This is a genomic window from Metamycoplasma auris 15026 (genome assembly GCF_000367765.1).
GTDB lineage: Bacteria > Bacillota_I > Bacilli_A > Mycoplasmatales > Metamycoplasmataceae > Metamycoplasma > Metamycoplasma auris_A.
The window spans coordinates 104,460-118,434 of the sequence record NZ_AORI01000011.1 but is presented as its reverse complement, the minus strand read 5'-3'; the positions used below and the strand labels follow the sequence as shown (position 1 = coordinate 118,434).

The window sequence follows — 13,975 nt, the reverse complement described above, 5'->3', positions numbered from 1 at the left end:
ATGCAAAATTAATAAAATGAAACTTTGAATAAAAGTATTTATAATATAAATATTATTTTTCTTAGTGCTAAGTAAAACTAAAAAATAAATTAAAATAAGAAAGTTAAAAAGTATGCTAGAAACTGAAAAACTACAAAAAAGAATCTCAAGTTTGGGAGTGTGTTCAAGAAGAGAAGCTGAAAATTTGATTGTTAATAAAAGAGTTTTAGTTAATAATCAAATTGCATACATAGGTCAAAGAGTAACAATAGACGATGAAATAAAAATTGACAATCAAATAATTAATAATGAAACTAAGAGATTCTATATTCTTTTAAATAAGCCAAAGAATACAATTTGTACTCTTAAAGATCCTAAGAAACGCCAAACTATTTATCAGTGGATGCAACTAGATAGTTTTTGTTATTCAATTGGTAGACTTGATTTTAATACAACAGGGGTAATTATTATTACTAATGATGGTGAATTTGCCAATGCTCTAGCGCATCCTTCTTTTGGTATTGAAAGGGAATATATAGCGCTTTTAGAAAAAGAATTAAGCCAAAAAGAATTAAGTTTCCTTAATTCCAATTTTGTGAGATTAAATGGCAAATTCTCCAAACAAACTGTTAAAAAAATTGCTAATAAAACATATTCAATAACTTTAAATGAAGGAAGAAATCATCATATTAAAAATTTGTTTTTATTAGTTAATAATTATGTAGTTAAGCTACATCGCAAAAGATATGGTTTTTTAGATGATAGTAATTTAGAAGTAGGCCAATTTCGGAATTTAAAAGAAGAAGAAGTTACAAAATTTCAAGAAATAATAAAAAAATCAAGTTCTTAGTTTGAACTTGGTTTTTTAAAAAATTCTTTAATAGTTTTTTCGATGTAATTAAAATCTGATTTTAATTTATCATTGGAATTATTGATATTTAAATTGAACTTAGCATATTTTTTATAGTATTCTTTTGTATCTTTTTCAAATATAGTAGCTTTAGTTCTATCGTATTCTAGTTTTTCTAAATTATCTTCATTTGAAATTGAAATTAAATTGAAATTATGCTTTAGGGCAATTTTGTGTGCTAATTGTAAATCATTGCCTCTTGCTAATAAAGTGTGGCTTGTGTTGTTATTTATAAGGAAATATGCTCCAGAAATAAAATTGTATTTGGATGTTTCTTCACAAATTCAATTACTATCTAATTTTGAAATAATGACAACCGGTCCACTACTTTTGTTAAAAAAGTATTCAATCGCTCCCTTTAGTTCAGTTATATCAGCAGGATATAAAATTTTTAGGTCTTGAATTTGGTTTAGGAGAGCAATTTGTTCTTCTTCTTGGTATTTAATGTGAGAATTTTTTATCGAGTTTAAATTGTTATTAAAGATATATAAAATCTTTTTGTTATAAGTAATTGCTTGACTGATACTTGGAATGAAAAAGTTAGCATCAGAAAGATTATCAAATGCAATTGGAACTAAGTTAGAATGTAAACTAATTCCATTGGCAATTAGACCCATAGCAATTTTCTTCGTATTTAGAAATAAACTTCTTCCAATTGTATTGTTATAATCAAAAACACCATTTGAATTTTTGATTTTCTTAAGTAAATCTAATGAAGAAGATAGGGCAATTGTGTTTTTGTATTTATCTAAAATATTGTCAATTATTGTCATCAATTTTGATGATAAGTCATTGCGGTCTTTTAAATAATTATCATTAACATTTTCTTTAATTTCTTCAGATAAATAATCATTTAATTTATTAGTTTGCATTCATTTTTTAAAAAGTAGATTGTTTTTTTCATAAACTTTTTTGTACTCATTAACAACATCAGAATATGTATCAAATGGATCACTTTTTTTAAAATATGTATTATCTCTAATATCATCAATTTGTTCAAATGTTAAAGCATAATTTGGTGCTTGAAAACTTTCAAAATTGTTTATTCCCATCTCTTGCAAAGAAGTTTTAATTTCAATGATTGTAGGCTTTGATGATCTTTTGGCTTTTGCTATAGCTTTGATTATTGATTTGTATGATGCGTCATTAATTTTTAAGTATTTAAAACCATACGACTGATACATTTTTTTTGTATTAATAAGATTCTTTTTATTTGTTCCATTGCTTAAAAATGAGTTTGAATCATAAAGAATTATTAATTTATTTAAATTAATAGCTCCTGCATATCTTAAAGCTTCGTGTGAAATTCCTGTGTCTAGGTCTTTATTAGAAACAAAAACATATGTATAATGGGAAATTTCTTTAAATTCTTTAGATAAATGGGCTTCAGATATTGCAATTCCGACTGCTTTTGCAATGCCATAACCTGGTTTTGTTGAAGAAGTTTCTATTCCTAAATTTGAAGTTTTTTCAAGATGGTTTTGCAATTTTGAGTTTGATTTACCAATATTTTCAATATCGTTTTTTTCAATTAATCCAAGCAAATATAACATTGAATAATATGTAGGAATAGCATCGGCATCACTTAGAATAAATCTATCTCTCGATATCCAATTTGGATTTTTTAAATCAAATTTGTAATGAAAACCAAAAAGTGCATGAAAAATTTTTGCTGCACTTATATTAATTGGAATGTTGCTTGTTTTAGCATTTGCGATTTGAGCCAATGAATTAATCTTGAGATTGTCAATTGCAATATTATTAATTTGGCGATTTTTAAACATATTAAATACTTTCAAAAATTATTTTAATATTGTTAGGTTTACTGTTGATTAATGAATATATTCTTTGTTCTAATAAAAAAATCATCTTGTTAGTTTCAAAAGAAAGACTTGCATTTTCTTGTAAAGTGCAATTAATAATCAAATCTAAACCATTTTTATTAATATTTAATTCAGGTTTTTTAACTAAAATAATTGAATTTTGTTTACTAAAAAAATCATTTACAGTTTGATAAATAGCATCAATATCAACTTTAAAATCAAAATTTAGTTTGGTATTTACAATAATGGAATTATTCATAATTATGCTCTTCCTACATATTTACCAGTTTCAGTTGAAACTAAAACTTTTTCACCTTCTTTAATAAATAAAGGAGTTTCAATTACAAAATTAGTTTCAAGTGTAACCTTCTTTAAAGCAGCCTGGGCAGTATTACCTTTAACTGCTTCTGGAGCTTCGGTTACTTCTAATTCAACATTGGCAGGAAGTTCGATATCTAAAACTTCTGACTCATATTTTCTAACGATAACTCTTAAACCTTCTTTTAAAAAGTTTAATTCTCATTTAACTTCTTCAACAGGGATTTCAATTTGTTCAAATGTTTCTTGATCCATTAAAACAATGCTATCTCCAGCATTGTATAAGTAGTCCATTGAAACTTTGTCAATCATTGCTCTTTCAACTTTTTCACCACCAGTAAAGGATTTAATTGTTGTTGAGCCAGAACGTAGATCCTTAGCCTTAACTTTTACGTTTGCTTGTCCTCTTCCTTGTTTTGAGTGTTGAGCTTCTAAAACAACGAAAATATCATTGTCTAATTTAAAAGTAACTCCTGGTTTTAAGTCATTAACATTAATCATAGGCATTTCTCCTTGCTATAAAACTATATTGAATTTAATTAATAGTTATTAGATAAATTAATCAATTATAAATCTGTGATATATTGATTGTATTTCATTAATATAAAGAATTATAAAGTAATTAATTATTTAAAAACAATAAAAAGTTTCTTTTAAATATGATTAATAATAAAATTATTTATTATGGCAAAATGACCTAATTTAAATATGGAAATTCAAGAAATAAAAAAATATAAAAGACTTATTAAGCGTATTCAAAATTGAATTTTAAAAAACATTAAAAAAGCAAATGCAACTGGCATCACACTTGGGATATCTGGAGGGATAGACAGCGCAACACTAGCAGCTATTTGCTATGACTTACTTAAAGAAAATGCACATTTTTATTATCTAAAAACTAAAGTAGATAATGAAAATGAAAAAGATATAAAACAATTGAATAAACTTCTAAATTATTCAATTGAAAAGATTGATCTTGGAAAGGAATTTGATTCATTTTCAAAGAAATTTACTTTAAAAAATGATTGAGTAAAAGCAAACGCAAAATCAAGATTTTTTATGACTGCACTTTATACAAAAGCACAGCAAACAAATTCTTTAGTTTTAGGAACTGATAATTTTAATGAATATTACTTAGGGTATTTTACAAAATGGGGGGATGGCGGTGTTGACTTACTACCATTTGCAAATTTGTTAAAAAGTGATATTTATAAGATGGCAAAAATTTTAAGTGTTCCTGAATCTATATTAAATAAGAAGCCAAGTGCAAATTTACTTGATAATCAATATGATGAAGATGAATTAGGATTCAATTATGCTTCTTTTGAAGAATTTATCAAAGGAAACTCAGCTGTCAATAAAGAAATATTGAACAAAATTAAAGAATTTCATATTAAAACTGAGCATAAAAGAAAACTAATTCCTAAAGGACCTAAAAATTATTAAAAACAATTCTTATTTACAAAATAATTGTTTTCCAATTTTCAAAGTCTTTTGTTAAGGTTTTTTCATTTACTTTTATAACTTCAGTATTTAGTTTAATTAAACCTTCTTTTGAATCAAAGATTTTATTTGCAAAAGTATCCCTATAATTAATAGTTTGAGATGAATCAATGATGTTATAGCTAGATTGGTATTTTATTTTTATATCTCCATTGAATTTGACTGGCAAATGGTATCCTTGTAATTGCCCTTCTTCAGATTCAATGAACTTTTTTTCTTCTTTATTTCATTGATTTTTTCTATCAATATAGTAGTCAATTTTATATCTAAATTGATCTACATTAGTAATTGCTCTTTTTAAATTAAGTTCAAGTGGACTATTCTCTTCTTCACCTATATGAATTTTGTTAAAAAAATCATATGTGAATTCTCTTTTAGGTAAAAAATACTTGTTTTGACTTTTTAATTCGACTTTTTGTTCCATTACTTTATAAAAAAAGTCATTTTGTTTAAGATTAAAGAAATTTAGATCATAAACTAGATTGCTTGTAAAAGCAGAATTATTTTCAAATGGATCATACTCGGTGCTGGTATCTTTTGTAATAACAAAATTAATGGACTCAATAAAATCTAGTTTTAGATTCTTTTTTCTTACATTTAATTCCTTTAAATCTAATAGGTTCTTTTCTAATTCAAAATTTATCTGAAATGCTAGTTTGTTAATTGTTGCTCTAGATCAAATTGAACGAAAATGGACTTCAAATTTTTTCAAATCATCAAATTTAATTAAACTATTATCATCATTGTATCTGCTTATTTTAAGTTTTTTAACTTCTGGTTCAATTTGTTCTGCTTCATCAACTTTTAAAATTCTATCGTTTAATTTAACTGTTCTTCCAGGTGGAAGTGGGGTATCATATGCAGCTCTTGGCATTTTCATTTCAATGGTTCAAGCATTATTTTTTAAATCTCGAATAAAGCTAACCTCAGCTTTTTGATCGTTTTCTAATCCAAGTTCTCATTCTTTCTTTTTTCCTCATGTATCATAAGTGGCGTATTTCTGGATTTTTGCATTAATTTTTTCTTTATATTCGTAAATATCTTTTTGTGTATGTACAATTTCGTTTGCATTTAATAACATAAATCTACCTCTTCATTGCCAATGTATGGCACTAAAAGTACATCAAATATTATTATCAAATACAATTTTTTGGAACTGTAATTTTTCTTTTATATATAAAGAGTTTTGCTTGAGTTTTAAGTTTTTATTCAAAGAGACATCAATTAATAATTTTTTCAATAAAATTTAATCTTCGATAAAATGTTGATTTCGAAATATTGAATGTTTTTCATGTTACAGTATTTAGATTTTTACGGAATAATATTGTTAAAAATATTGAACGGTCTAAATCTGATAAATTATTTATAGTTGAAACAATAAACTTTTTAAAGCTTGATGCTGAATTCATTTTGTTTTCTTTAATTTTTGCAAAGTTGGTTAATTTTCTTTCGAATTCTTTTTCAAGCTCTTCATTCATTTTAATTTCTTTATACTTTTCATTCAGTAGATTGATACAGTAAAATGTATCATTATTCTTATTTTTTTCAAGTTTCAATTCCTTAATTTCTTCTTTAATCAATCTCTTAATGAGTGGTTTCAGAAGTAACAAATTTTTAAATCGTTCTTTGGACAATTTATTTCCCTCCATTTTTATTTTAATTTCTTTTTTAAAAAACTTAAAGAATACTGAGACTATCAAAATCCCTTTTATATAAAATATAAAAAAACATTTTAAGTATTAAAAAAATGCAACTTTTGCGAGTTACATTTTCAAATTACATGTATTTTTTAGGATGCAAATCCTTCATTTTAGCAATGAATTCATCTTTATCTAGGGATCCATATTGATTCATTAGTTGAACACATTCATTGTATTCTTTTTGTGCTCATTCAATACCTTCAAAACCAGTTACCTCAGTAACATTTGGACCTTTAAAGTATTTATAGTTTTGGAAAAAAATCTTGACTGAATGAAGTCACATTTTATCAATATCTTCCAATGATTTAATATGATCTAAACGGTAGTCATCAGCATGAACACCAATCAATTTTGTATCAGTTTCACCTGAATCAATCATTTTCATTGCTCCAATGATTCTAACTTCAACAACACTTCCAGGCATAAATTCTTCAGGCGAATAAACTAAGACGTCTAATTCGTCGCCATCTCAATCTAGTGCTTCTGAAATATATCCATAGTTAGCTGGATATTTAAAACCTTCTCTTAATATACGATCTATTTTTATTTTTCCTGTCTTTCTATCGTATTCATATTTAATGTTTGAATTCTTTGGGATTTCAATGTTAACGCTAATGTTTTTCATAATAAACATTTTACCAAGTTTTAGATTTTCTTACTTTTTTCCCTATTTTTTCTTTTAAACATCAATCTTTTTATTCAATGGTCTATAGTTTGAGTTGTGGAGGAAAAATGACAATTTATTTATATGGAAAAATCGTCCATTTGAGTACAAATTATATAATTTTAGATCACAATGGCGAAGGACAACTTATTTATGTTGCCCAGATTGAAAGATTCAAAATCGGAGATGTAAGAAAAATATTTATCTCCCAAATTATTAATGAGTATAACAAAGTTACATACGGCTTTGATAATTTCAAAGAAATGGTTGTTTTTGAAGATTTAATTACATTGCAAGGTATTGGTCCAAAGACTGCAATTTCAATCCTTAATGCTGGCTGAGAAAACATTATTTCTTATATAGCTTCTTCAAATAAAGAAGAATTAACAAAGATACCTTATGTATCTTCCAAGATTGCTAATGCAATTCTCTTTTCTTTTAAAGATAAATATGCAAAGTTTCTATCAAAAATCAATAATGAAGACTTGGAAAGATTCAATAAAACAATAAAAACAAATCAAAGTTTAAAAGAATTCGAAGATACAATGCGAATGTTAGGATTTAAACCGTCACAAATTAAATTAGCTCTAGATAATATGGAAATTACAAACAACATTGAAGAATCTGTTGAAAATGCAATTCAAATAATAAGCAAGAAACAAAATGAAACAAGAATTCAGAGTTAATAATTTTGATGATTTTGTTGGGCAACACAAAATTATTTCAACGCTTAAAGTAATGATCAATGCTGCAATCAAACAACAAAGACCAATTGATCACTTATTATTCTATGGTCCACCAGGGTTAGGTAAAACTACATTGGCGCAGATCATTGCCAACGAAATCAATGCAAACATTGTTTATATTCAAGGACCACTGATTCAAAAAAAGAGTGATATTTTGACTTTATTTTCATCACTCAATGAGAATGACATTATTTTTATTGATGAAATTCATGGAATTAATAAGAATGTTGAAGAATTACTTTATTCAGCAATTGAAGATTATGTAATTGATCTGCCAATTGGTGTTGAGGGTGATATGAAAATCATGCGACTTAATTTAAAGAAATTTTCTTTGATTGGAGCTACTACCAGATTTAACCTTATTTCAAATCCTCTAAAAGATCGTTTTGGCTACATTGGCAAATTATTACCTTATTCAATCAAAGAAATTAAAACAATCATAAAAAATTCAGCACAAAGAAATGGCATTGAAATTGCCGAAGATGCTATTGATGAGATTGCTCTTAATTCCAGATCAACACCAAGAATTGCTAATAATTTCTTAAAAAGAGTCAATGATTTTGCAATCTATAGCAATCAAAAAACAATTGATCGGAATATTGTCAAAGAAGCTTTTAACTATTTAGATATCTATCCAGGAGGATTGAGTGTTTTTCATATTGAATATCTTATGGTTTTAAGAAATGTTTTTAAAAATAAAAGTGCATCTTTGGATACACTTAGTTCAATTCTTAAAGATGATAAAATCACAATCATTAATGATTTAGAACCGCTACTTTTACTAAAGAAATTTATTGAAAAAACAGTAAGGGGAAGAAGAATAACCAAAGAAGGAATTGAATATATTGAACAAATAAAGAAATAATGCAAATTTTATCGAAATAAAGTTTTTAATATGCTATAAAAAATAACAATTATTATATAATTGTATCCATGAATAAGAAAAGTAAGTTAAGTCCCGTTGTTAAATGGTTATTTGGAATTTTTGTTTTATTGGGAATGATTTTATCTATTATTTTTGGTTCTATCTTTTTTTTAGGACCAAAATTAAAAGCAAATAATCCAGTTTCAAATAATAACATTCATTCCAATATTGAACTAAGAATTAAAAAAGATAATTTTCAAACTAGTTCAAAAAGAGATCTTGCACCAAATAAAATTGCCCAAATTATTAAAAATTATTTACAAGTTAAGGATGATCAATTAACTTCAAATTTTGATGTTAACTTACTTTCAAAAGATAAAATACAAGTTAAAAGTTTACTTGCAACAAATAAAAACAAAAAAAATGAGTTAATTAGTTCATTAATTAACAAACCATATTTAACAATTACCGATCACACAGGAAGACCACTTTTTTATAAAGGAAGATTCCAAAGTGATTTTGATGGTTCGCATGGATTAGATGAATTAATTAAAGAAGGTTCCAGAGACTTTAATATGGATTTGGATGCTAATCCAGCAAGTGATAAAATTCCCGAAGGTTATTCTGATCGTATTCAAATTAAGTTAAATGACTATGCTTGAACCCAGTTCACACAACTTGCCTTTTTCTATTATATTCGTTCAAGCCAAACACAAAATCATGATTTTGAAGCGCCTGAAAACAAAGTTTACTTTTGATTAAATTTAGATGAGTTTATTCATAATTCCATCAAGAATGATAAAAAAGGATGGGAAGAAGCTAAAAATAATCCAGTTAACTATGCTTATGTAGGTAATGATCCTAAAGGTGATGAAGAAAAAGATAAGAATGGAAGAGTAATTAAAAGAGGAATTCCTTTTTTAAAAAATTCTATTAATGCGCAAAAATATTTAATATCAGCAGTTTCACCAATTTCTTTAATTTCATCAAATAAAAGAGATTCAGTTTTCTATTTAATAAATAACAGTGCAAATGGTTATTCAAATAAACAATTAGCATCATTAATTAATTTTTCATATACACCATTTATTTTAGAAAAATTAGAAACTAAAGATGCTAATGGGTTAGTAGCTGAAAATAAAGAAAATAAATTTGTTACAAAACCTAAGTTTCAATATGATTCTTATATTTTAGCAATTGTTATTGTTTTTGCCTTGATGGCATTATTCTTAGGAATTAAATATCGTTTATTAGGTGTAATTTCAATTGTTGCAATGGCATTTCTATTATTTGTCTTGCTTTCAATAATAGTTGCATTTGGTGTAATTATAAATTCATTAATTGCAATCACAATAATTTCAATGCTATTTGTTGTATTTGTTTTAGTAACTAAGAAATTACAAATTTTTGAAAAAGAAATATTGGATGGTTTTGGTACAGCTAAATCAATGTCCAAAGCAAATAAAAAATCAATTTTATCAGGACTTGATTTACTTGCAGTTTTAGGAATAAGTTCAATTATTGCATTCTATTTAAACATTAATCACTCAGCAACAATTGGAGCAATAATTGGCATAACTGCGCTATTAGCATTAGGCATCATTGTGGGATTATATACGCTAGTTATTCGTTCATTAATCCAAAATGATTTCTTTGAAAACAAAAAGAATCTATTACTAACTCACTCAAAAAATAAGCTTGATATAAAAAGTAAAATTAATATATTTTTCAAAGCCAAGTTTTTTGGGATTCCATTTGCATTAATATTCTTTGCTGCAATTGTTATGTTTATTGCATTTGCAATTAAAGATCAATCAATTTTTGCAGGATTTAATACAAAAAATTTCTTTGGGCAAAATATAAAATTTGTATTTTCTGAAACTAATATAGGCTATATGATTGGTTGAACTACACTTTTAATTGTTCTTATAAATGCAGCTGCTATGCTATATATTAGTTTTAGATACTCACTTCAAGCTGGTGTAATCTATTTAATTAAGAATCTTGTTTCGTGTTTAACATTTGTTGCTTTATTGATAATAATAAGAGCTAAAATTGATAACTTTGTTTATGATGGAATCATCTTAATTACTTTTATTAATATCTGCGATAGTGTTATAAATTCTGCAAGAATTAACTCAGAAATTAAAAAGGATATCAATACTAAAAACTACATATATACAAAAGAACAAATACAAGATATTTTTAGTGGTTGAATAATTGATATTTTCTTAGTTCAAAATATCAATTTATTAATTGGAATTACAATCTTAATATCAGCACCATTTTTATTAGTAAACATAGCATTTAGTGTTATTTTTGGCTTAGGTATCTCATTTGTTTTAATGTGATATTTAAACTTGTTTATTATTCCAAAAATATGAGAAAGTCTTTTAAATAAAAAATACCATAATAAACAAATTAGAATTCATAATGATTTTTGAAAAACACAAAAAATTGAAGAACAAACATTTATTGGAATTAATGATTTTTCAATGTAACAATTTTAAAAAAGGAGTTTTATGTTCAGTAGACTAAAGGGAACTAAAGATATATATAACCGCGAGGCTATAATCTTGAATTTTATTCGTAGCACTTTTGAAAACGTTGCTAAAAGATACAATTTTAAATTTATTGAAACTCCAATTATTGAAGATTACAATCTTTTTATAAGATCTGTGGGTGAAACTAGTGATATTGTTACAAAAGAAATGTATGTTTTTAAGGATAATGGTAACCGACTTATTTGTCTAAGACCTGAAGGTACAGCATCGGCAATTCGAGCATATGTTGAAAACAAAATTAATAATTTAGAATCTTCGAAATTATTTTATTTTGGACCGATGTTTCGTTATGAAAGACCTCAAAAAGGAAGATATAGACAATTTATTCAAGGTGGCATAGAACTAATTGAAAATAAATCAGTTTTTTCAAACTTTGAAATTATTAAATTAGCAAATAATTTTCTTAAAGACCTACACATTGATGATTTTGTTTTAGAAATCAATAACTTAGGTTCATATGAAAGTCGAAACAATTATATCAATTATTTAAAAGAATACTTTTCTCAATACAAAGACCAATTGAATGAAATTTCAAAATTAAGATTAGAAAAAAATGTTTTAAGAATTCTTGATGACAAAGAAGAAAGTAATAAGGACTTTGTAAAAAATGCACCAAAATTAATTGATTTCTTAACTAAAAAAGAAAAAGATGATTTTGAAGCATTACTTGATTTATTAAATAACTTTGGAATCAAATATGTAGTTAATCCATATTTAGTTAGAGGACTTGATTATTATAATGATGTAGTTTTTGAATTTGTTTCAACCTCACAGGCTCTAGGTTCCAAATCAACTATTTTAGCTGGTGGCAGATATGATGGTATGATTGAACAATTTGGTGGACCAAAAATTGGGTCGATTGGATTTGCTTTTGGTGTAGATAGAATTGCTGAAATTATTGATTTTAATTTTGACAAATATAAAGAGTTGGAACAGCCCTTAGACATTTTAATTGGCTATCTGAATGAAAATGAAATTGCTTCAATTTTAAAAATTGCATATGATTTAAGAAAAGAGTTTAATGTTGAATTAATTAATAATCAAATTAACATTAAACAATTGTTTAAGAAAAACTATCAATTAAAACCTAAAATGCTAATTTTTAAAGAATTAAATTCAAAAGAAAATGAAATCAAAATAAAGACACAAAATAAAGAAATTACTTTTGAATATAAAAATATTGATGACTTTAGAAAAAGAATAAAGGAGTTTTTTTAAATGAAAACAAATTATTGTGGGAAGCTAAACATTAATGATTTGGAATCTGAAGTGGAATTATTTGGCTGAATTGCAAACAAAAGAAAATTTAAAAACCAAACTTTTGTTGATTTACGTGATTCAAGTGGAATTGTTCAATTAGTTTTTAATAGTATTTCAGACCCGCTTTTAACTAAAGAAAGCTGTTTACAAATAAAAGGTAAAGTAGTAAAAAGACTTGAAGCTAATGCTGAACTTCCATCAGGTGAAATTGAAGTATTAGTGGATTCCTATAAGATTTTAAATAGCTCAAAACAAATCCCATTTGATATTAATGATAATAAAGAAAACTCTGCAAATGAAGATTTAAGATTAGAATACCGATTTTTAGACATTAGAAATGAAAGAATTCTTCAAAATCTAAAATTAAGACACAAATTATCTTTATATATAAGAAATTTCTTTGATAAAAATAATTTTATTGAATTTGAAACCCCAATTTTAGCAAAATCAACCCCCGAAGGAGCAAGAGATTATTTAGTTCCAACAAGAAAAAAAGGCAAATTTTTTGCCCTACCACAATCTCCACAACTATTTAAACAACTTTTAATGGCTGGAGGAGTTGAAAAATACTTCCAAATTGCAAGAGTATTCCGTGACGAAGATCTAAGAAAAGACCGTCAACCCGAATTTACACAGCTTGATATTGAATTATCTTTTAGTAACCAGGAAGAAATATTTTCAATTTGCGAAAATATGTGAACTGAAGTACTTGGAAAACTTGGTTATCAAATTGAAAGCAAATTTCCAAGAATGGATTTTGGTTATGCAATGAAATATTATGGTACAGATAAACCTGATACAAGATTTGAATTTTTAATCAATGACTATTCAGCTCAATTCAAAGATAAATTTGGAATGGAATTTGTTAAGGCAATTATTTTTGACCAGGATGTCACTTTACATCTTAAAAAAATTGAAGAGATTTTTTATAAAAATAGCGGTGAATTCTTTGAAGTTTTAGATTTAAGCTGTGCAACTTGCCATGTTGGAACAGCATTGGCTAATGAATTTGAAGCAGGGCCACAAAAGAAACTATATGCATTAATTGGTGCTGGTAATGATGAACAAGTAACACTAAAAGCACTAGGTGCTATCCGAACTCTTCTAAATGAGATATATCAATTAGCAGATCCTAAAAAATTAAATTTCTTATGAATCATTAATTGACCTATGTTTGAGTTTGATAAGGATGAAAATAAATATGTGTCTGCTCATCATCCATTTACACAATTTGAAGAAGATACACTTAAGTATTTAGAAACAAATGAATATGAAAAAATAAAAGCAAAATCCTATGATTTAGTTTTAAATGGATTTGAACTTGGTTCTGGTTCCATAAGAATACATGATTTAAAAACCCAAGAATTAATGTTTGATATTCTAAAAATCTCTAAAAAAGAGCAACAAGAAAGATTTGGCTTTTTCTTAAAAGCCTTCTCTTATGGATTACCACCACATTGTGGAATTGCATTTGGACTTGAAAGAGTTTTAATGATCTTAACAAATTCAGCTTCAATTAGAGATGTAATTGCTTTTCCAAAAAATGCTAAAGGTAGTGACTTATTAACTTTAGCTCCATCAGAAGTAACGACTGAACAACTACTAGAATATAATTTAGAAATAAAAAAATAAAAGATTAAAAT

Annotated in this window: 13 protein-coding genes; 7 read left to right on the top strand and 6 right to left on the bottom strand. The window is 25.9% G+C overall.

Annotation, left to right across the window (positions count from 1 at the left end):
• Positions 1-112 precede the first annotated feature (112 nt).
• Complete coding sequence (locus MAU_RS02435) at positions 113-829, top strand: pseudouridine synthase (protein WP_004424907.1); 717 nt, start codon at positions 113-115, stop codon at positions 827-829.
• Here MAU_RS02435 and MAU_RS02430 read toward each other — a convergent pair.
• Genes MAU_RS02430 through efp form a run of 3 tightly spaced genes read right to left on the bottom strand, consistent with a single transcriptional unit; the run spans position 826 to position 3,531 of the window.
• Complete coding sequence (locus tag MAU_RS02430; protein ID WP_004424905.1) at positions 826-2,673, bottom strand: hypothetical protein; 1,848 nt, start codon at positions 2,671-2,673, stop codon at positions 826-828. The genes MAU_RS02435 and MAU_RS02430 overlap by 4 nt on opposite strands.
• Position 2,674: 1 nt before the next feature.
• Positions 2,675-2,971, bottom strand: a complete 297-nt coding sequence (locus MAU_RS02425; protein WP_004424901.1) for an MMB_0454 family protein — start codon at positions 2,969-2,971, stop codon at positions 2,675-2,677.
• A 2-nt stretch (positions 2,972-2,973) separates the two neighbouring features.
• Positions 2,974-3,531, bottom strand: a complete 558-nt coding sequence (gene efp / locus MAU_RS02420) for an elongation factor P (protein WP_004424899.1) — start codon at positions 3,529-3,531, stop codon at positions 2,974-2,976.
• A 183-nt stretch (positions 3,532-3,714) separates the two neighbouring features.
• On the opposite strand from efp, the gene nadE reads away from it, so the two are divergent.
• Complete coding sequence (nadE, locus tag MAU_RS02415; RefSeq protein WP_004424895.1) at positions 3,715-4,476, top strand: NAD(+) synthase; 762 nt, start codon at positions 3,715-3,717, stop codon at positions 4,474-4,476.
• 13 nt (positions 4,477-4,489) lie between these two features.
• Here nadE and MAU_RS02410 read toward each other — a convergent pair whose 3' ends face one another.
• The 3 genes from MAU_RS02410 to MAU_RS02400 all read right to left on the bottom strand — a co-directional run bounded on the left by MAU_RS02410 (position 4,490) and on the right by MAU_RS02400 (position 6,858).
• Positions 4,490-5,614 carry an MHO_1580 family protein gene (locus MAU_RS02410; protein ID WP_004424892.1) on the bottom strand — a complete coding sequence of 375 codons (1,125 nt, stop codon included), beginning with the start codon at positions 5,612-5,614 and terminating at the stop codon, positions 4,490-4,492.
• 124 nt (positions 5,615-5,738) lie between these two features.
• On the bottom strand, positions 5,739-6,182 hold the full coding sequence (locus MAU_RS02405; protein ID WP_004424890.1) for a hypothetical protein: 444 nt from the start codon (positions 6,180-6,182) through the stop codon (positions 5,739-5,741).
• Between the two features lie 127 nt (positions 6,183-6,309).
• Entirely contained in the window at positions 6,310-6,858 is a 549-nt protein-coding gene (locus MAU_RS02400; protein ID WP_004424887.1) for an inorganic diphosphatase, read from the bottom strand.
• 107 nt (positions 6,859-6,965) lie between these two features.
• On the opposite strand from MAU_RS02400, the gene ruvA reads away from it, so the two are divergent.
• The 5 genes from ruvA (at position 6,966) to aspS (ending at position 13,964) form a co-directional block, all read left to right on the top strand.
• A complete protein-coding gene (gene ruvA / locus MAU_RS02395; protein ID WP_004424884.1) occupies positions 6,966-7,583 on the top strand; it encodes a Holliday junction branch migration protein RuvA in 618 nt (205 codons plus the stop codon).
• On the top strand, positions 7,561-8,508 hold the full coding sequence (gene ruvB / locus MAU_RS02390) for a Holliday junction branch migration DNA helicase RuvB (protein ID WP_004424881.1): 948 nt from the start codon (positions 7,561-7,563) through the stop codon (positions 8,506-8,508). The genes ruvA and ruvB overlap by 23 nt, the downstream gene beginning before the upstream one ends.
• Positions 8,509-8,576: 68 nt before the next feature.
• A complete protein-coding gene (gene secDF / locus MAU_RS02385) occupies positions 8,577-11,009 on the top strand; it encodes a protein translocase subunit SecDF (RefSeq protein ID WP_004424877.1) in 2,433 nt (810 codons plus the stop codon).
• 21 nt (positions 11,010-11,030) lie between these two features.
• Positions 11,031-12,290, top strand: coding sequence for a histidine--tRNA ligase (gene hisS, locus MAU_RS02380; RefSeq protein WP_004424874.1), 1,260 nt, complete (start codon positions 11,031-11,033; stop codon positions 12,288-12,290).
• The gene (aspS, locus tag MAU_RS02375; protein WP_004424870.1) at positions 12,291-13,964 is read left to right on the top strand and encodes an aspartate--tRNA ligase; all 1,674 of its coding nucleotides are present in this window, start codon (positions 12,291-12,293) and stop codon (positions 13,962-13,964) included.
• Positions 13,965-13,975 lie beyond the last annotated feature (11 nt).